Source organism: Symbiobacterium terraclitae, assembly GCF_017874315.1.
GTDB lineage: Bacteria > Bacillota > Sulfobacillia > Symbiobacteriales > Symbiobacteriaceae > Symbiobacterium > Symbiobacterium terraclitae.
The window spans coordinates 23,511-42,170 of sequence record NZ_JAGGLG010000024.1 but is presented as its reverse complement, the minus strand read 5'-3'; the positions used below and the strand labels follow the sequence as shown (position 1 = coordinate 42,170).

At 69.6% G+C, this 18,660-nt stretch carries 14 protein-coding genes; 8 read left to right on the top strand and 6 right to left on the bottom strand.

Translation table 11 applies throughout. The features are described 5' to 3' along the window. The first annotated feature begins 7 nt into the window (after positions 1-7). From ligA to J2Z79_RS13070, 3 genes are all read left to right on the top strand, one after another. Entirely contained in the window at positions 8-2,029 is a 2,022-nt protein-coding gene (ligA, locus tag J2Z79_RS13080) for an NAD-dependent DNA ligase LigA (protein WP_209467337.1), read from the top strand. A 243-nt stretch (positions 2,030-2,272) separates the two neighbouring features. Then, complete coding sequence (locus J2Z79_RS13075) at positions 2,273-3,268, top strand: ABC transporter ATP-binding protein (RefSeq protein ID WP_209467336.1); 996 nt, start codon at positions 2,273-2,275, stop codon at positions 3,266-3,268. Then, positions 3,268-4,284, top strand: coding sequence for an ABC transporter ATP-binding protein (locus J2Z79_RS13070; RefSeq protein WP_209467335.1), 1,017 nt, complete (start codon positions 3,268-3,270; stop codon positions 4,282-4,284). Before J2Z79_RS13075 ends, J2Z79_RS13070 begins: the two co-directional genes overlap by 1 nt. 57 nt (positions 4,285-4,341) lie before the next feature. On the opposite strand, the gene J2Z79_RS13065 is transcribed toward J2Z79_RS13070, so the two are convergent. Next, positions 4,342-4,674, bottom strand: coding sequence for a hypothetical protein (locus tag J2Z79_RS13065; protein WP_209467334.1), 333 nt, complete (start codon positions 4,672-4,674; stop codon positions 4,342-4,344). 182 nt (positions 4,675-4,856) lie between these two features. Between J2Z79_RS13065 and gatC the strand changes: the two genes are divergently transcribed. The 3 genes from gatC to gatB are packed head-to-tail and all read left to right on the top strand — an operon-like array spanning position 4,857 to position 8,110. Next, a complete protein-coding gene (gene gatC / locus J2Z79_RS13060) occupies positions 4,857-5,147 on the top strand; it encodes an Asp-tRNA(Asn)/Glu-tRNA(Gln) amidotransferase subunit GatC (protein WP_209467333.1) in 291 nt (96 codons plus the stop codon). A gap of 12 nt (positions 5,148-5,159) precedes the next feature. After that, positions 5,160-6,641: an Asp-tRNA(Asn)/Glu-tRNA(Gln) amidotransferase subunit GatA gene (gatA, locus tag J2Z79_RS13055; RefSeq protein WP_209467357.1), complete on the top strand. Its 1,482-nt coding sequence runs from the start codon at positions 5,160-5,162 to the stop codon at positions 6,639-6,641. Further along, the gene (gene gatB, locus J2Z79_RS13050) at positions 6,638-8,110 is read left to right on the top strand and encodes an Asp-tRNA(Asn)/Glu-tRNA(Gln) amidotransferase subunit GatB (RefSeq protein WP_209467332.1); all 1,473 of its coding nucleotides are present in this window, start codon (positions 6,638-6,640) and stop codon (positions 8,108-8,110) included. Before gatA ends, gatB begins: the two co-directional genes overlap by 4 nt. A 72-nt stretch (positions 8,111-8,182) precedes the next feature. Here the strand turns inward: gatB and J2Z79_RS13045 are convergent, their stop codons facing one another. Continuing rightward, positions 8,183-8,365: a hypothetical protein gene (locus J2Z79_RS13045; protein WP_209467331.1), complete on the bottom strand. Its 183-nt coding sequence runs from the start codon at positions 8,363-8,365 to the stop codon at positions 8,183-8,185. A gap of 120 nt (positions 8,366-8,485) precedes the next feature. Then, positions 8,486-10,450 (bottom strand): glycoside hydrolase family 15 protein, encoded by a 1,965-nt coding sequence (locus tag J2Z79_RS13040; RefSeq protein ID WP_209467330.1) that lies wholly within the window; start codon positions 10,448-10,450, stop codon positions 8,486-8,488. Positions 10,451-10,595: 145 nt separating this feature from the next. Between J2Z79_RS13040 and J2Z79_RS13035 the strand changes: the two genes are divergently transcribed. Continuing rightward, a complete protein-coding gene (locus J2Z79_RS13035; RefSeq protein ID WP_209467329.1) occupies positions 10,596-11,261 on the top strand; it encodes a DUF4912 domain-containing protein in 666 nt (221 codons plus the stop codon). Between the two features lie 75 nt (positions 11,262-11,336). Continuing rightward, the gene (locus tag J2Z79_RS13030; protein ID WP_209467328.1) at positions 11,337-12,923 is read left to right on the top strand and encodes a glycoside hydrolase family 57 protein; all 1,587 of its coding nucleotides are present in this window, start codon (positions 11,337-11,339) and stop codon (positions 12,921-12,923) included. A 741-nt stretch (positions 12,924-13,664) separates the two neighbouring features. On the opposite strand, the gene J2Z79_RS13025 is transcribed toward J2Z79_RS13030, so the two are convergent. The 3 genes from J2Z79_RS13025 to J2Z79_RS13015 form a co-directional block, all read right to left on the bottom strand. Continuing rightward, positions 13,665-14,768, bottom strand: a complete 1,104-nt coding sequence (locus tag J2Z79_RS13025; RefSeq protein ID WP_209467327.1) for a glycoside hydrolase family 15 protein — start codon at positions 14,766-14,768, stop codon at positions 13,665-13,667. Between the two features lie 250 nt (positions 14,769-15,018). Beyond that, entirely contained in the window at positions 15,019-17,367 is a 2,349-nt protein-coding gene (locus J2Z79_RS13020; protein WP_209467326.1) for a sugar phosphate nucleotidyltransferase, read from the bottom strand. A 21-nt stretch (positions 17,368-17,388) separates the two neighbouring features. Further along, positions 17,389-18,639 carry a glycosyltransferase family 4 protein gene (locus J2Z79_RS13015; RefSeq protein WP_342589487.1) on the bottom strand — a complete coding sequence of 417 codons (1,251 nt, stop codon included), beginning with the start codon at positions 18,637-18,639 and terminating at the stop codon, positions 17,389-17,391. Between the last annotated feature and the right edge of the window lie 21 nt (positions 18,640-18,660).

The window sequence follows — 18,660 nt, the reverse complement described above, 5'->3', positions numbered from 1 at the left end:
GAACGTGATGGACAGGGCGCAGGCAGAGCGCCGGATCGCGGAGCTGACTGCCGCCATCCGGCATCACGAGTATCTCTATTATGTAAAGAACGAGCCTGAGATCAGCGACGCCGAGTTCGACCAGCTGATGCTGGAGCTCAAGCGGCTGGAGCAGCAGTTTCCTGAGCTGCTGCGGCCCGACTCGCCCACCCAGCGCGTAGGCGGGGCCGCGGCGTCCGACTTCGCCAAGGTGCCGCACCAGCCGCCGATGTACTCGCTGGACAATGCCTTCGGCGAGGACGACCTGCGCGACTTCGACCGCAGGGTCCGGGAGGGGCTCGGCGGCGAGCCGGTGGAGTACGTGTGCGAGCTGAAGATCGACGGGCTCTCCATCTCGCTCCGGTACGAGGACGGCCTCTTCGTCCAGGGGGCGACCCGGGGAGACGGCGAGACCGGCGAGGACGTGACCGAGAACCTGCGCACGATCGGCTCGATCCCGCTCCGGCTGGAGCCGGACGGCGGGCCGGTGCCGCCCCGGCTGATCGTGCGGGGCGAGGTCTACATGGCCAAGCGGGTGCTGGAGGAGCTCAACAGGGCGCTGGCGGACGCGGGCAAGCCGCTGCTGCAGAACCCGCGCAACGCCGCGGCCGGCGGGCTCAGGCAGAAGGACCCTCGCAAGACCCGCGAGCGTCGGCTGGACGCCTTCCTCTACCAGGTGGTCGGGGCGGAGGAGCTGGGCCTTGCCGGCCACTGGTCGTGCCTGGAGCGGCTGGCCGCGTGGCGCTTCAAGGTGAACCCGCACCGGCGCCTCTGCCGCTCGATCGACGAGGTACTGGAGTGGGTCGAGAGCTGGCGGGAGCGCCGCTTCGAGCTGCCGTACGAGATCGACGGTCTGGTGATCAAGGTGAACGCGCTCGCCCAGCAGCGGCGGCTGGGGTTCACCTCGAAGTTCCCCCGCTGGGCCATTGCGTACAAGTTCCCCGCCGAGGAGCGGGAGACCACGGTGGAGGGCATCAGCCTCGAGGTGGGCCGGACGGGCGTGGTCACGCCTTCGGCCGACCTGGCCCCGGTCCGCATCGCCGGCACCACGGTCAAGCGGGCCACGCTGCACAACGAGGACTATATCCGGGAGAAGGACATCCGGGTCGGCGACACGGTGATCGTCCGCAAGGCCGGCGAGATCATCCCCGAGGTCGTGCGGGTCGTGCTGGAGAAGCGGCCGCCCGGTGCCGTGCCCTGGCAGTTCCCGGCCACATGCCCCGCCTGCGGCGCCGAGCTGGTGCGGGCCGAGGGTGAGGCGGCCACCCGCTGCCCCAACAGCCTTTGCCCCGCCCAGCAGTACCGGGCGATCCTCCACTTCGCCTCGCGGGACGCGATGAACGTCGAGGGGCTGGGCGAGGCGCTGGTGCAGACGCTGCTGGACGAGGGGCTGATCGCGGACGCGGCCGACCTGTACCGCCTGCACGAGCGGCGGGAGGAGCTCATCGCGCTGGAGCGCATGGGGGCGAAGTCGGTGGACAACCTGCTCGCCGCCATCGACGCCACGCGCCGGAACCCCCTGCACCGGCTGATCTTCGCCCTGGGCATCCGCCACGTGGGCGAGCGGGCGGCCCGGCTGCTGGCCGACCACTTCGGCTCGATGGAGGCCATCGAGCAGGCCAGCCTGGACGAACTGATGGCGATCCCCGGCCTGGGGCCGAAGATCGCCGAGTCGGTGCGGGCCTACTTCGCCTCGCCGCGGTCGCACGCGCTGCTGGCGAAGCTGCGGGCCGCCGGGGTCAACATGGTCGGCGAGCGGAAGGCCGGGCCGGCGGAGGGGCCGCTGTCCGGCATGACGGTGGTGGTGACCGGCACGCTCACCCGCTGGGGGCGCAAGGAGATCGAGGAGCTGATTCAGCAGCTGGGCGGCAAGGCCTCGGGCTCGGTGAGCCGGAAGACCAGCTTCGTCCTGGCCGGAGAGGCCGCGGGGTCGAAACTGACCAAGGCGCAGGAGCTGGGCATCCCCGTGCTGAGCGAGGAGGAGTTCTACGCCCGGTACGTCCAGCCGTAGCTGTGAAGCAGCCTGCACCTTCACCGACAACCACCGACAACCGGATCACCAAAGATACGATTTGTACGAGAAGGATTACGACTCCCTCTGAGCGAAAAAGACCAAACCGAACGGCGCGATTGCTCGTCTCATGAGCACAAGGCCGTGATCGAGGCAGTTGACCGTACGCGTACCTGTTCTACAACGCCGGAGCAGTCGTAGCACATCACGACTCGAGTGCGAGTGGCGAAGAGGAGTGAGCCTGTGAGCGAGAAGCTTGTCGAAATCCGGAACCTTCAGACCCACTATTTCACAGAGGACGGCGTGGTGAAGGCCGTCGATGGAGTAGACCTGTACATCAAGCGCGGGGAAACGCTCGGTGTAGTGGGCGAGTCCGGGTGCGGTAAGAGTGTCACCTCTCTCTCCATCATGCGGCTCATTCCCAACCCGCCGGGCAAGATCGTCGCCGGAGAGATTCTCTTCGAGGGCGAGGACCTGCTCAAGAAGTCCGAGGCCGAGATGCGGCGCATCCGCGGCAACGACATCTCGATGATCTTCCAGGAGCCGATGACCTCGCTGAACCCGGTGTACACCGTGGGCGACCAGATCGCCGAGGCCATCGAGCTGCACCAGGGGCTGTCGCACAAGGAGGCCCTCGAGAAGGCCGTCGAGATGCTCCGCCTGGTGGGCATCCCGCTGCCGGAGCAGCGGGTGAAGGAGTACCCGCACCAGCTGTCGGGCGGCATGCGGCAGCGCGTGATGATCGCCATGGCGCTCTCCTGCAACCCGAAGCTGCTGATCGCGGACGAGCCGACCACGGCGCTGGACGTGACGATCCAGGCCCAGATTCTCGAGCTGATGAAGAAGCTCAAGAAGGAGCTGGGCATGGCCATCATGCTGATCACCCACGACCTGGGCGTCGTGGCGGAGATGTGCGAGCGGGTCGTCGTCATGTACGCCGGCAAGGTGGTCGAGGAGGCCGACGCAGTCGCCCTGTTCAAGAGCCCGATTCACCCCTACACCGAGGGTCTGCTGAAGTCGGTGCCGCGGCTCGACCAGCACGTGGAGAAGCTGCACGTGATCGAGGGCGTGGTGCCCAACCCGCTCAACCTGCCCCCCGGCTGCCGGTTCGCGCCGCGCTGCCCGGTGGCGGTCGATCGCTGCCGCCAGGAGCAGCCCACCCTTCAGCAGGTGGCACCCGGGCGCTTCGTGGCCTGCTTCCTCGCTGAAGAGCGTCTCTCGAAGGGGGTTTCGGCCTGATGAGCACCGCGGTGAGCACGAAGGCCCAGCAGGGCGAGGTCCTGGTCGAAGTACGGAACCTGAAGAAGCACTTCCCCGTCACGGGCGGCGGCATCATCGCCCGCACCGTCGGCTGGGTGAAGGCGGTGGACGGCGTCTCCTTCCAGATCCGCCGGGGTGAGACCCTGGGCCTGGTGGGCGAGTCCGGCTGCGGCAAGACGACGCTGGGCAAGGTGCTCCTGCGCCTGCAGGAGCCCACCGACGGCCAGGTCCTCTTCGAGGGCAGGAACATCTACGACCTGAACCGCGAGCAGATGCGCAAGCTTCGCCGCGAGATGCAGATCATCTTCCAGGACCCCTACGCCTCGCTCAACCCGCGCATGACGGTGGGCGACATCATCGGCGAGCCGCTGGAGATCCACGGGGTCGCCCGCGGCGCGGCCAAGACCAAGAAGGTCCATGAGCTGCTGGATGTGGTCGGCCTCGCCTCCTTCCATGCCCGCCGGTACCCGCACGAGTTCTCGGGCGGCCAGCGCCAGCGCATCGGCATCGCCCGGGCCCTGGCCCTGAACCCGAAGCTGATCGTCTGCGACGAGCCGGTCTCCGCGCTCGACGTGTCGATCCAGTCGCAGGTGCTGAACCTTCTGGAGGATCTGCAGAAGGAGTTCGGGCTGACCTACCTCTTCATCGCCCACGGCCTCGCGGTGGTGAAGCACGTCTCCGACCGGGTCGGCGTGATGTACCTCGGCAAGATGATGGAGATCTCGCCGGCGGACGAGCTGTACGCGAACCCGCTCCACCCGTACACCGAGGCGCTGATGTCTGCCATCCCGATCCCTGACCCGACCCTGAAGCGGGAGCGGATCGTGCTGGAGGGCGACGTGCCCTCGCCGGTCAACCCGCCCAAGGGCTGCCGGTTCCACACCCGGTGCCGCTACCAGCCGCAGGTGGGCGACATCTGCAAGACGGAGGAGCCGCCGCTGATCAACGTGGGCGGCGACCACTGGGTCGCCTGCCACATGCGGACGTCCCGCTGAGTGCGCGAATCGGCCCCGCCCTTCCCCAGCCGGGAGGGCGGGGCCTTTGACTTCTGGTCACCGCTCCTCAACCACGCAGAGGCAGTGCCCGTACTCGTTGGAGCCGAGCGCCACGAACCGGCCCCACTGCGCCTCGGCGGCTGCGAGGCCGGCGTTCGCCTCCTGCTCCAGCGCGGTGTGCCGCTGGCCGTAGAACAGGTGGCCCCGGTAGAACCGCCCCTCACCGGTCTCCTGATACAGGATGACAATGCAGTGCCCGTACTGGTTGGAGTTCAGCGTGACGTCGATGATCGTCACGGAACCCGACACCTCGGCCAGCCACTCGTTGAGCATCTCCTCCAACGTGCGGTGCGACGAGTCGAACAGGACCTTGACGGCGGTGTGAGCCATGCGAACTCCTCCTCGTGCGTTTGCTCCCCGCTCATGAGACCGGCCGCTGGCGGCTGTTGGTTCGCTCTGCCCTGCCGCTGCCAGGAAGATTGCCGGTTTGCGCCGCTCTGTGATAAAATCAGGTAGTTACGCACGGGCGTGCCCACCGGGCTCTCCCAGACTATAGATGGTGGTGATGGACCATGGCGCTGACGCTGAAAGAGGTTGAGCACGTGGCCCGTCTGGCCCGGTTGAGCCTCTCCGAGGAGGAGAAGGCGGCCTTTACGGTGCAGCTGAGCCGCATCCTGGAGCACGTAGAGAGCATGAACCGGCTGGACGTCACCGGCGTGCCGCCCACTTACCACGCGGTATCCCTGGAGAATGTCCTGCGCGCGGACAAGCCCCAGGCGTCGCTGGACCGGCAGACCGTCCTGGAACAGGCCCCCGAGGCCGAGGCGGGCTGCTTCCGGGTACCGAAGATCACGGAGGGCTAGGGGATGGCAGCTATGACCCATAAGCTGAGCGCCGCCAGGCTGAACCGGCTCTTCCTGGCCGGCGAGCTGTCGGCGGTGGAGATCACCGAATCCGTTCTGAGCCGCATCGCCAGCGTCGACCCGGTCGTGGGCGCGTTCATCAAGGTGGCGGCGGAGCACGCGCTGGACCGGGCGCGGAAGCTGGATGCACGGCGCAAGGCCGGCGACAGGGAGTTCGGGCCGCTGGCCGGCGTCCCCGTCGCCGTCAAGGACAACATCTGCACGTGCGGCATCGAGACCACCTGCGCCTCCCGCATCCTGAAGGGCTACGTGCCGCCCTACGACGCGACCGTGGTGGAGCGGCTGCGCGCCTCGGGCGCGATCATCATCGGCAAGACCAACATGGACGAGTTCGCCATGGGCTCCTCGGGCGAGACCTCCGCCTTCGGCGTCACCCGGAACCCGTGGGACCTGGAGCGCATCCCCGGCGGCTCCTCCTCTGGTTCGGCCGCGGCTGTGGCCGCCGAGGAGGTCCCCCTGTCCCTCGGCTCCGACACCGGCGGCTCCATCCGGCAGCCGGCGGCGCTGACCGGCGTGGTGGGGCTGAAGCCCACCTACGGCTACGTCAGCCGTTACGGCCTGGTGGCCTTCGCCTCCTCCCTGGACCAGATCGGTCCCTTCGGGCACGACGTGGAGGACGTGGCCCGGCTCTTCGAGGTCATCGCCGGCCCGGACCGGCGCGACGCGACCAACGCGGGCCGCACCCCGCCTGAGGTCAAGTTCGGCGGCGAGCCGTCCCTCAAGGGCGTCCGGCTGGGCGTTCCCCGGGAGTACTTCGGATCCGGCATCGAGGCCGGCGTCCGGGCCCGGGTCGAGGAGGCCATCAAGCAGCTGGAGGAGCTCGGCGCCAGCGTGGAGGAGTGCTCGCTGCCCAGCACCGAGCACGCCCTGTCGGCCTACTACATCATCGCCCCAGCCGAGGCCTCGGCCAACCTGGCCCGCTTCGACGGCGTGCGCTACGGCTACCGCGCTGCGGGGGCCAGCGGTCTCCTGGAGATGTACGGCAGGACCCGCGCCGAGGGCTTCGGCCCCGAGGTCAAGCGCCGCATCATGATCGGGACCTACGCCCTCTCCAGCGGCTACTACGACGCCTACTACAAGAAGGCGCAGCAGGTGCGTACCCTCGTGATCCGCGACTTCGAGCGGGCCTTCGGGCGGTTCGATGCGCTGGTCACACCGACGGTGCCCACCACCGCCTGGCGGCTGGGCGAGAAGCTGGACGATCCGCTCTCCATGTACCTGGCCGACATCTGCACCATCCCCGTCAACCTGGCCGGCCTGCCCGCGATCTCGGTGCCCTGCGGCTTTGCCGACGGCCTGCCGGTCGGGCTGCAGCTCATCGGCCAGCACTTCGCCGACACCCAGCTCCTGCAGCTGGCCTGGGCGTACCAGAAGGTGACGAAGCACCACGAGGCCCGTCCGGATGTGGACCTGAAGGGGGGGCGGCAGCAGTGACCGCCAAGTGGGAAACCGTCATCGGCCTTGAAGTCCACGTGGAGCTCTCCACCGAGACCAAGGTCTGGTGCTCCTGCAAGAACGAGTTCGGCGCCGAGCCCAACACCAACGTCTGCCCGGTCTGCCTGGCGCTGCCCGGGTCGCTTCCCGTGCTGAACGCCCAGGCGCTGGAGTACGCCGTGAAGGCGGGCCTGGCCCTCAACTGCAAGATCCAGCGCTATTCCAAGTTCGACCGGAAGAACTACTTCTACCCGGACAACCCGTCGGGCTACCAGATCAGCCAGTACGACCTGCCGCTCTGCTACGACGGGTACGTGGACATCACCCGGAAGGACGGCACCAGCCGGCGCATCCGCATCAAGCGGATCCACCTGGAGAACGACGCGGGCAAGCTGGTCCACGCCGGCGACGACGTGGCCGCGGCCGACACCTCGCTGGTGGACTTCAACCGGGCCGGCGTGCCGCTGATCGAGATCGTCACCGAGCCCGACATCCGCTCGTCCGAGGAGGCCGACCTCTTCCTGAATAAGCTGCGCTCCATCCTCAAGTACTGCGGCGTCAGCGACGTGAAGATGGAGGAGGGCTCGATGCGCTGCGACGTCAACGTCTCGGTGCGGCCCGCGGGTTCCGCCGAGTTCGGCGTGCGCTCGGAGCTGAAGAACGTCAACTCCTTCTCCGCCGTGGTGCGGGGCATCGAGTACGAGCAGAAGCGGCACATCTCCATCCTGGAGGAGGGCGGCGCCGTCGAGCAGGAGACCCGCTCCTGGCGCGACGCTCAGGGCATCTCCGTCCTGCTGCGCTCCAAGGAGGACGCCGAGGACTACCGCTACTTCCCCGAGCCCGACCTGCCGCCGGTGGTGCTCACCGACGAGGACGTGGAGCGGGTGCGGGCCTCGCTGCCCGAGCTGCCCGACGCCATCATGGCCCGGCTGATGAGCGACTACGGCCTCTCCGCCTACGACGCCTCCATCATCGTGGCGGAGAAGGAGTACGCCGACTGGTTCCTCCGGGCGGTGGAGCTGGCCGGGCGGGAGAGCGCCAAGACCGTGGCCAACTGGCAGATCAACGAGCTCAACCGCGTGATGAACGAGAAGGGGCTCGGGCCCGATCAGATCCCCGTCACCCCCGAGCAGCTGGCGGGGATGCTGAAGCTGATCGAGAAGGGCACCATCACCGGCAAGATCGCCAAGACCGTCTTCGAGAAGATGGTGGAGTCCGGCAAGGACGCCGAGACCATCGTCAAGGAAGAGGGTCTGACCCAGGTGGCCGACGAGGGCGAGCTGCTGAAGATCGCCCGGGAGGTCGTCGCCGCCAACCCGAAGGTCTTCGAGGACTGGAAGTCCGGCAAGCAGTCGGCCGCCCAGTGGTTCGTGGGCCAGTTGATGAAGGCCACCCGCGGGCGTGCCAACCCGCAGCTGGCGCTGAAGCTGGTCACGCAGGCCCTGGAGGAGCAGGCCGGCCAGCAGTAGATCCGGCGACAGAGACGACGACACCCCTCGCCGAAAGGGCTGCGGCGGGGGGTGTCTGTACCTTTCTTAGGCTCAGGGATTCTCTTCCCTGTGGGGCGGGGCAGCGGTGCGCGTGCCCGGCCAGGACGCCTGCCGCGCCGGGGCGGTGTGCGCACCGGCCGGCGCAGCGGCGGTCTCCCGGGTGGGCGGGCCCACGCGCGTGTGGCTCTCGCCGACCGGCCCGGGATCGTAACCGAGACCCTCCCATCTCTGCACGTCGGATCGCCTCCTCAAGGGGTAGTCTGCCCAGTGGTCCAGTCCTGCTGGACGTGACGGTTCGCGTCAGAGCCGGGAGCGCATCGGGCAGCGCGTGGTGCTTTCCGTCGGATCCAGCCGCTAGTCCGGCAGCGCATGCAGCTTCTCCGCCAGGTCCAGCAGGACGTCGATCAGCGTGGCGTGGCTCCAGGTGAGCGGCGCCACCGAGAGCGGCCTGCCCGTGAACGGGTCCACCTGCTCCGGCAGGCCCCCGGTGGGCATGGCGTGCCGCAGCGTCCAGCGGATCAGCTCCAGCCCGGGCTGCAGATCCCGCTTCGTCCGGGCTCGGGCGATGTGCCACTTGGCCAGCCAGAGCGTGCAGATGATCCACGGGTTACCAGGTGCCACCGCCGGGTCAGCGCACACCCGGAAGTAGTAGTCGTCGTAGTACCGGGCCATCCCGCCGACCTTGGTGTTGGCCCAGAGTCCGGCCTCCAGTTTCTGCGCGGTGGTGGTCACCCGCGGGTCCCACGCCGGCAGCACCCCCAGGAGGAACACGCCCATCACGCTGGAGTCCAGCGTCGGGTCGGGCACGAGGCGGCCGTCCGGGGTCCGGTAGACACCGCGCAGGAAGCACATCTGCTCGTCCGACCAGAGGTGCTTCAGCATGGCGCCCTGGGTCTGTTCCGCCGCGTCGGTGTACTCCTGGGCCCGGCGGTAGTCGCCCAGCATCCGGGCCATGCCGGCGGCAGCCTTCAGGCCGGCGATGACGGCCGCCGTCGTGAAGGTGAAGACCCCGCGCCGCTCCTCCCACAGGTCGTAGCTCTCCTCCGGCAGCCCGGTCTCCGGGTCCCGGTAGCGGACGAGGAAGTCCGCGGCGGGGCGGGTCAGGTCCGCGAAGACCTGGCCGGCGAACTCCTGGTCCCGGTTGAGGAGGCAGTGGTTGCCCAGCGCCCAGAGGACCAGCGCCGTCTCATCCTCCTGGATCGGCAGCTGGACGCCCTTGGACCCCACCCACGGGTGCCACGACGACCCGACCGACCCGTCGGGGTTGTACTTGTGCCAGAAGAAGCCCTCCTCGGAGAGGGCCGACCGGCAGAAGCGGTAGAACCGGCGGGCGAAGCCCCGGTGCCCGGCCCGGTCCAGGGCCGCTGCGATGAAGGCCCCGTCACGGGGCCACATGTAGCCGTAGTGGTCCCGGTTCGACTCCAGGATGTCGCTGTCGCTGGCGGCGATCAGGGCGCCGCTGTCATCGGCCTGCGTCCGGATGATCAGGAGGCTCCGGTAGTAGGCCTCCCGCAGCTCCTCCGGCAGCACGCCGAGGTCGCCCCGGCCCGACCGGGCCCAGGACCACCAATAGCGCTCGGTCTGGCTGAGCAACTCCTCCGGCCCCGTCTCCAGCACCAGGCCGTGCCCCCTGAGGACCCCGGTCCGGTCCTTCCCGCAGACCAACCAGGTGTAGAGGTCCGCGGTGTCGCCGGGCTCCAGCGCGGCCTCCAGCCCGACGGTGGAGTCCACTGACCCCTGCGTGATGGAGCCTCCCTCGAGCACGCCGTCCTCCGCGTCCCGCCAGGTGCCCTCCGCCCCGTGGAAACGCTTCCGGCCGGTGGCGTACTGGGAGATCCCGCCCTCGGGCCCCTGCGCCCCGATCAGCACCCAGCAGTTGCGTTTGTAGTGGATCATCACGCCGTGCGTCGGGTCCCACATGGCCGTGTCGCCGATGTTGTGGCCCTCCAGGTCCAGGTCGTGGGTGATGAACACCCGGGCCTGACGGGGTTCGTCCCGCCGGTTGCGCAGCCGCAGGTGCTGGATCAGGATGTCCTCCAGCGGGTGCACGGCAGTCCGGATCCAGAGCTCCAGGCCCAGGCGGACGTTGACCGCGTGGGTTTCGGCGACCATGGAGCTGTTCCGGTAGCGCATCTGGGTCTCCCAGCAGTCGTCGCCCACCCACGCCAGGGTACCGTCCACCCAGATGCCCACCCGGTTGCGCCGGCCCACGATGTGGTTCACCTGGCCCACGTGGGGATAGTAGAGGTCGCGCATCGTCAGCCGGTCGTCGTAGCAGACCAGGAGCCGGCCGTTTCCGATTACCAGCGGTCTAGCCAAGGCATGCACTCCTTCCCGGAGAGTAGCGTGAGCAAAGCCCGCCTCCCGGATACGATGCAGGAGACCGTCATCAGGCAGAATAACCGCGGGCGGCTGAGCGGAAACTGGTGCTGTTGATCATTCCCCGGATCGGAGGTCTGCTGACATGGAGGAAATGGCGATACTGGGCGTGATCGGGCTCGGCTGCGTCGCGCTCGGTCTGTACCTCGCGTACAGCGCCCGCCCCCGGACCCGGCCGCGGTCCGTCCGCTCCGACCGACGGAAGTACCCCCGCCTCGGTGCGCACCCCTCCACGCTGGTGCCGCCCATGGAGGTCAGCGGCCCCCTGGATCCGGACCCCGTGCAGACGCCGGAGGCCGACAGGTGGCGGGCGCTCACCGAGGAGATCCCCTTTCCGTCCGCGTATGGCGAGGACGCGGTCGTCGCCCTGATCCGGACCCCCCGGTCGGCATACGTCTACTGGGAGCGCAGCGGTGGTGCTGAGCAGCAGCTGCGGCGCCGCCTGGGGGAGGAAGGGTATGCGGCGACCGTACCGGTTCTGCGGGTCTGGGAGGGCGGCCGGCTGGTGCGCACCATCCGGCTGCACGAGCACGATGACCACTGGTTCCTGCACGACGGGCTGGAGCCGGGACGCCACTACACCTTCACCTACGAACGCCTGGCGCCGGACGGCCGCAGCTGGCGGATCTGCCGGAGCAACCCCATCGCCATGCCGTACGACACGCCGGGGGCCCGGACGCCGGAGATGCTCTACCGGTACCTCGGCGGCGACCGGCCCGGCGCCGTGGCCGGCAGCATTCAACGGAGGTAGGAGTTACGTGCGCCGGCCCTGCTCTGGCGGCAGCCCGGCGCCGTGGCCGACATTCTGACAGAGGTAAGGAGTCACATGACACTGGGTTACGTCGCGCTGGTTCTCCATGCCCACCTGCCCTTCGTACGCCACCCGGACCGGGAGGACTACCTGGAGGAGCGGTGGCTCTTTGAAGCGATCACCGAATGCTACCTGCCCCTCCTCGAGACGCTGGAGAAGCTGGAGGCGGACCGGATCCCCTTCCGCCTCACCCTCTCCTTCAGCCCCACGCTGATGGCCATGCTGGACGACCCGCTGCTCAGGGACCGGTACGAGCAGCACCTGGAGGCCGCTGTCGAGCTGGCCGAGCGGGAGGTCCGCCTCACCGAGGGCTGGGTCGAGCACAACGTGGCCCGCTACTACCAGCACCTGATGGGCTGGCTGCACCACCTGTACGTCCACCGGTACGGCCGGGACATCCTCACAGCGTTCCGCCGCCTGGAGCAGGCCGGCTACGTGGAGCTGATCACGTGCGCCGCCACCCACGGCTTCCTGCCGCTTCTGCAGCACCAGCCGGAGCTGGTTCGTGCCCAGATTCACGTCGCGGCCGACGAATTCCGGCGCCGGTTCGGCCACTCCCCCCGGGGATTCTGGCTGCCCGAGTGCGGCTATTACCCCGGCGTGGACCGGTACCTGAAGGAGGTCGGGGTCCAGTACTGCTTCGTGGAGAGCCACGGCCTCTTCCACGCGCGCCCTGCCGCGCCCTACGGGACGCTCTGCCACGGCTGGACCCCCGGCGGCGTCGCCGTCTTCGGGCGGGACCAGCTCTCCTCCAAGCAGGTCTGGAGCGCCAAGGAAGGCTACCCCGGCGACCCGGCTTACCGGGACTTCTACCGGGACATCGGCTGGGACCGGGATCCGGAGCACCTGGGCCGGCTGGCCGGGCCGCAGGGCATCCGCACCTTCACCGGCTTCAAGTACCACCGGGTGACGGGTCCGACCGACTACAAGGAACTCTACGACCGGTGGGCCGCCGAGCAGACGGCGATCCGGCACGCGGCCCATTTCGTCCACGAGCGGAGCCGGCAGATTGCCGTCGCCCGCGGCATGCTGCCCGGCGCGCCGCCGCCGCTGCTGGTCGCACCGTACGATGCCGAGCTCTTCGGCCACTGGTGGCACGAGGGCCCCTACTGGATCGAGCAGGTCGCCCGGCATGCGGCCGGCCAGGCGGCAGTGCGGTTCATCTCGCCGGGGGAGTACCTGGACCGGTTTCCGGACGGGCAGGGGGTGCTCGAGCCCGTCTACTCCTCCTGGGGGTACCAGGGGTACGCCGAGTTCTGGTGCGACGGCTCCAACCACTGGATGTACCGCCACATCCACGGCACGGGCAGGCAGATGATCCAGCTGGCCCGGAAGTACCGCAACCCGCCGCCCGCGGTGCGGAGGGCGCTCAACCAGGCCGCCCGGGAGGTGCTCCTCGCCCAGGCCAGCGACTGGCCCTTCATCCTGCGGGCTGACACGGCCACCGGGTACGCCCGCAGGCGGTTCCAGAGCCACATCGGGCGTTTCAGCCGAATCCGGGAGACCCTGGAGGCCGGCAGGCTCCCCGACCCGGAGTGGCTGGCGCAGGTGGAGCAAGCGGACAACCTCTTCCCGCACCTGGATTACGCCATCTACGCCTGAGCGTGATCGAAGGGAGGGAGGCCGTACCTGCGCTGCCTGCGGGTTCTGGGCGCGTGGGCGGCCGCTTGCCCAGTAAACCGCGTACCGAGGTGCCCGTGTAGCCCTTCGCCCGACCGGAACTGAAAGCGTTTGAGCCACGCTGGAAGTTGGAGTGGCTCATACGCTTTCACTTTACGTTTCGAGTATCGCCGCAGGAGGGCGGGCGGCCTGTCCGAGGTCCTGTCAGGTGGGCCCAGGCCGTCCCAGTACCACCCGACACAGCGTACCGAGGTACCCGCATAGCCGTTGGCCCGGCCGGAACCGAAAGCGTATGAGCCACGCTGGAAGTCGGAGTGGCTCATACGCTTTCACTTTACGTTTCGAATATCGCCGCAGGAGGGCGGGCGGCCTGTTCGAGGTCCTGTCAGGTGGGCCCAGGCCGCCCATGCCCCTGTAGCCCTTCGCCCGACCGCAACGGTAACGCTATGAGCCACGCCCAAGCCAGGCGTGGCTCATAACGTTACCCTCCACGTCTCAACTACCGCACAGATGGGAGTCGGTTGGGCCCTTCACCATCCTGTCCCCGAGGCGTAGGCTCCCAGAACACCCCTCTGACCAGCATGAACTGCCGCATCGAGGCGGTGGTGTGCCGGCTCGCCCGACCGCAACGGTAACGCGGTGAGCCACGCCCAAATCCGGAGTGGCTCACAACGTTACCCTTCACGTTGCAACTAACGCGCCGATGGGCATCGGTCGGGCCCTTCACCATCCTGGCTCAGGCCCTGAGAACTGCTGCTCGAGCAGGCCCAGCTCCGCCCGCAAGATCAGGTACATCGCATGCGACCAGAGCAGCGGTTTGGCCACCGGCCCCCAACGGTTCACCCACGGCTGGACCATCTCGGGCACGTTGGCCCGGTCGGTCACCTGCTCCGGCATGTCGCCCCGCTCGTCGGCCTGCCGTTCCACCCAGGCGAGCAGCTCCAGCGCCCTGGCCCGGTTCCCGGCCCGCACGTAGTACCAGCCCAGCCAGGCGGAGAGGATGAGCCACTCTCCGCCGCCGTAGTAGGTGTCCTCCGGGTACCGGTGGACACCCCCGGTGACGCACCGGCGCTCCAACTCGGCCACCGTCGCCTCCATCAGCGGGTCGGACGGGGAGAGCAGCCCGAAGGGAACCGACACCCAGAGAAGGTTGGCGTCGATGGAGCGGCCATCGGCGAACTTGGTCAGCCGTCCCCCGTGCACGAAGTGGGTGAGCAGGTAGGATCGGATGGCCTCGCACACCTCCGCCGCCCCCTGACTTCCCTCCAGGGCGTCGACGGCCCGCAGCCCGCCGTAGATGCAGGCCAGCGTCGCCGGGTGGACGTGCTCGCCGTGCTCCTCCCAGCAGTCGAAGTTGGGCCGGTCCCAGAAGCGGGTCAGGTAGCGCCGCACCAGTTCCACGGACGGCCGCACCTCCTCCAGCAGGTCCCGGGCGCCGGTCATGCGCACGTGCTCGCACAGCGCCCAGAGCCAGGTGCCGTACCCGTCCAGCTGGAAGACGCCCCAGCCGGCGTCGCCCTCCTGCCCCTCCGGCGTGTACCGGCAGTGGAGCCACTCCGTCATCTCGATGGGCTCGCCGCGGTCCGCCTTCTGCTCCAGGGCCTCCACCTTGCAGGCGACGCCGCGCAAGGTTCGGTCGACCCAGCGGTGGAACGCCCGGCTGCTCCTGTGCTGGCCCGCCCGGTCCATGCCGTAGGCGATGAAGGCGCCGTCGCGCAGCCAGGCGTACCGGTACTGCGCGAAGTTCGGCGAGGCCAGGTAGGCGCCGGTGGGGGTCTGGCCGCGGGCGATCACGGCGATGCTGTGCTGCACCAGGTCTACGGTCATCTGCAGGCTGCCCCTCTCCCGAACCGGATCTCGCCCTGATAGGATGCCCCATGACCGGGCTGTGAGCCCACCCGGCCGCGCCCCGACCTGCCCCGCCGCGGTCAGCCGCCCAGATCCCTGACGCTGCGTCCCGTCTCCCCGGCCGGTCCCGCTGCAGCCAACCTTCACGATTCACCCTCGGGCTCCCGCCGGGGCGGACCGTACCCAAAGCCCCTGGTACAGTACTCCTCCGATCCCTCCCGCTGCACTGCTACACCAGGCTCCGCACGCGTTCCTCGTACCGCTTCGCCAGCCGCTCTGCCTGCGCCGGGTCGTCGGCCTCGGCGTAGACCCGGCAGAGCGGCTCGTCCGGGTCGGGCAACAGCAGGGCCCAGCCCTCCGGCTCGCGGATCCGCAGGCCGTCGATCAGCTCCACGGCGCCCTCCGGCTGCTCCTCCAGCAGGCGGCGCAGCACCCGCCCCCGGGCCTCCCAGGGGCAGGCGACCGTCCGGACTGCGGTGGAGGCCCGGGGAAGCTGTGCCAACACGTCGCGCAGCGTGAGCCGCTCCCCGGCCATCCAGCAGAGCAGCTGCCCGATGGCCAGCAGCGGGTCCTGCGGCCGCCACTCCTCCTGCCTCACCCGCACCGGCACGCGGTCCCAGCGGCGCACCATCTCCTCCAGGGCCCGGGGCGCCGTCACCGGGAGCGGAACGGGTTCCGCCCCGCCGCCCGAGTGGCGAAGCCGCAGCCACAGGTCCAGCGCCAGCATCTGCTCGGGACCCGCCCCGGCCAGCTGCCAGGTGGCTTCCAGCCGGTCGATCTCCACCCCGATGAGCAGCCGCGCGCCCGCCGGCGGGTCGGCCCCCACCCGATCTACCTCGATCCCGGGCGGCCCACCTGTCTCCAGCACCCGGCAGCCGAGCCGCTCCAGCCACCGGTGCAGCACCGGCCAGCACCCTGCCGCCAGCGCCACGCCCGGGCGGGCGGAGCGCAGGGCCTCGCCGTCCACCTGGTCGCCCAGGTGCTCGAGGTAGCGCAGCTCCGCGTCCGGCAGGCCCTCCACGTGCCCCGCCGTCTCGTGGGTCGCCCGCGGGAAGTCCTGGCGGGCGCAGGCCTGCTCCAGGCTGCGCGCCAGGTCCCGCGGCGCGGGCCGCCCCGACCCGTCGTAAAAGACCACCCGGGCCTGGGACCGCCCCCACCGCACGTGCATGCCTCCCGCCGCGCCCAGCCGGCGGATGGTGTACTCCGTCACCGGCGAGGCGGTCGCGCCGGCGTCCAGGACGTCGCACCCCGCCGCGAGCGCCCCGCAGATCAGCGCCTGCTTCAGCAGCGCCGCAGGCTGGCCCGGATCGCCGGCCACCACCAGCGGTCCCCGGTCGCCCAGGAGCGACGCGAAGGCTGTCCCGACGCGCAGGGCGTTCTCCGGGAAGAGGTCCGAGCCCAGCTGTCCGGTCATGCTGTTCCGCCGCAGCACTCGTCCCGACCAGCGGGGCGACTGCACCAGCGTGACGTCCACCCGGGCCCCCGGCGCCACCTCCGTCCGGGGCCAGAGCCTCACCCCCGGCGAGATGGCCGCCCCGGCGCCCACCGTGCAGCCGGACCCCACGACGGCGCCCTCGAACGCCCCGGCCCCGTCCGCCAGCGACACGCCGTCACAGAGCACCGCGCCCACCAGCGTCGCCTCCGCGCCCAGGCGGACCCCCGCCCAGGTGACCGAGCGGCGGAGTACGGCGTTCTCCCCGGTCACCGTGCCCGGCCCGAGCACCGCACCCGCCTCCAGCCGGGTCCCGGGGCCCAGGCGGCAGCCCTCCCCGATCAGCGCCGGACCGTCGATCAGGACGCCCTGGGGCAGGTCCCGGGCCACCCAGACCCCGGGCACCACCTGCCGGGCGGGGGGCCGGAACCGCAGCCGGCCGGAGAGCAGGTCCAGGTTCGCCCGCAGGTAGGCGGCCGGGTCGCCGATGTCGCACCAGTAGCCCTCCGCCACCGCCGCATAGAGCGGAGCCCCCTTCCTCAGGAGCGCCGGGAACAGGTGGCGGCTGAAGTCGTACATCCGGCCCGCCGGCACCCCGTCCAGCACGGAAGGCTCCAGCACGTAGATTCCCGTGTTTACCGTGTCGCTGAAGACCTCGCTCCAGGTGGGCTTCTCCAGGAACCGGCGGATGCGCCCCTCCCTGTCGGTCATGATCACGCCGTACTCCAGGGGATTCTCCACCCGGGTCATGGCCAGGGTGGCCACCGCCCCGGTCCGGAGGTGAAACGCCACCACCTCCGACAGGTCCAGGTCGGTCAGGCAGTCCCCTGAGATCACCAGGAACGTTCCGTCCAGATGGGCCTTGAGCGCGGCCACGCTTCCGGCCGTGCCCAACGGGCTCTCCTCGACCACGTGGTGCAGCCGCATGCCGCGGTACGTGTCGCCGAAGTGGTCCTGAATCGCCCCGGGCATGTACCCCAGCGTGACAAAGACCTCCTGGAAGCCGTGCTCAGCCAGGAGGTCGAGGACGTATGCCATGACAGGACGGTTGCAGACGGGAACCAGGGGTTTGGGCCGGTCGCAGGTGAGGGGCCGGAGCCGCGAGCCTTCGCCACCCGCCATGATCACCGCTTTCATCCGACGCATGCCCTCCAGCCGAATGGTCGTTCAAATGGTGTACCGATCCGGAGGAGTGGCCGAGGCCGTCGGCGGGGCCAAGAGGGCTGCGCTCTGCGTGCCCCAGTCGGTCTGGCTCCAGGCGGCCAGCACGCTGTCGTACACCTCGGCGGTGGCCTCGGCCACCTTCTCCCAGGTGTACCGCTCCCGCACCTGCCTGAGCCCTTCGGCGGCCAGCCGCGCCGCGAGGTCCCGGTCCGACAGCAGGCGGTCGATCTGCTCGGCCAGGGACTGGACGTGGCCCGGCAGCGCCTTGAGGCCGTTGACCTCGTGCTGCACCGTCTCGCCCAGGCCGCCTGTGTCCGAGACCACCACGGGCGTGCCGCGGCCCATCGCCTCCAGGGCGACGATGCCGAACGGCTCGTAGGTGGAGGGGACCACCGCGACGTCCGCGAACCGGTAGAGCGCGTGGACCGTCGCGTCGGGGAGCCAGCCGGCGAAGTAGCAGTGCTGAGCCACGCCCAGCTCGTGGGCCCGGCGCTTCAGCTCGTCCAGGTAGGGCCCCGTGCCGCCGACCACCAGCTTCACCGGGTGCCGCTTGCGCAGGATCGGCATGGCCTCGAGCAGGACGCCGGCCCCCTTCTCCGGCACCATGCGGCCGATGTGGAAGATCAGCCGCTCGTCCGGCGCGGCGTAGGTCTCACGGGAGACCTTCTCCCACCCCTTGGGGACGGTCAGATCGACCCCGTTGGGGATCACCGACACCTTGTCCTGGCTCAGGTGGAAGAGGCCCTGCACCTCCGCCCGCATGGCCCTGCTGCAGACGATCACCCGCCACGCCTCGTAGGTCAGCCACCATTCGATGTCGTTAATGTATTGCTGCCCCTGGTCCCATATGCCCCGGTGCCGGCCGTGTTCGGTGGCGTGGATCGTGGCCACCGTCGGCAGGTGGAAGAGGTGCTTGAGGCCCCGGGCGGCGAAGGCCACCAGCCAGTCGTGGGCGTGCAGGATCGCCGGGCCGCTCAGCTTCGGGATCAGGTTCACGCCCGCCTCCAGGAGGGCGAAGTTCAGGTGGGCCACCCAGAGCCGGAAGTCGGGGGGCTCCTGGAAGTACGGGTGAACCCGGATGACGTGCACGCCGTCCTCGAACGCCTCTGCCGGGTAACCCTGGGCCGCCCGGGTGATCACGTGGACGTGGTGCCCCTGCAGGACCAGCGCCTTTGAGAGGGCATGAACATGCCTGGAGAGCCCGCCGACCAGGTGGGGCGGGTACTCCCAGGTCAACATCACGATGTTGTGCACCGTGGACGCTCACCTCAGGGG

Bases quoted from the DNA above. Each gene is read 5' to 3' on its own strand.
- ligA (WP_209467337.1), top strand. From the start codon at position 8: ATGGACAGGGCGCAGGCAGAGCGCCGGATCGCGGAGCTGACTGCCGCC.
- J2Z79_RS13070 (WP_209467335.1), top strand. From the start codon at position 3,268: ATGAGCACCGCGGTGAGCACGAAGGCCCAGCAGGGCGAGGTCCTGGTC.
- J2Z79_RS13065 (WP_209467334.1), bottom strand. From the start codon at position 4,674: ATGGCTCACACCGCCGTCAAGGTCCTGTTCGACTCGTCGCACCGCACG.
- gatC (WP_209467333.1), top strand. From the start codon at position 4,857: ATGGCGCTGACGCTGAAAGAGGTTGAGCACGTGGCCCGTCTGGCCCGG.
- gatA (WP_209467357.1), top strand. From the start codon at position 5,160: ATGACCCATAAGCTGAGCGCCGCCAGGCTGAACCGGCTCTTCCTGGCC.
- J2Z79_RS13035 (WP_209467329.1), top strand. From the start codon at position 10,596: ATGGAGGAAATGGCGATACTGGGCGTGATCGGGCTCGGCTGCGTCGCG.
- J2Z79_RS13030 (WP_209467328.1), top strand. From the start codon at position 11,337: ATGACACTGGGTTACGTCGCGCTGGTTCTCCATGCCCACCTGCCCTTC.
- J2Z79_RS13025 (WP_209467327.1), bottom strand. From the start codon at position 14,768: ATGACCGTAGACCTGGTGCAGCACAGCATCGCCGTGATCGCCCGCGGC.
- J2Z79_RS13020 (WP_209467326.1), bottom strand. From the start codon at position 17,367: ATGCGTCGGATGAAAGCGGTGATCATGGCGGGTGGCGAAGGCTCGCGG.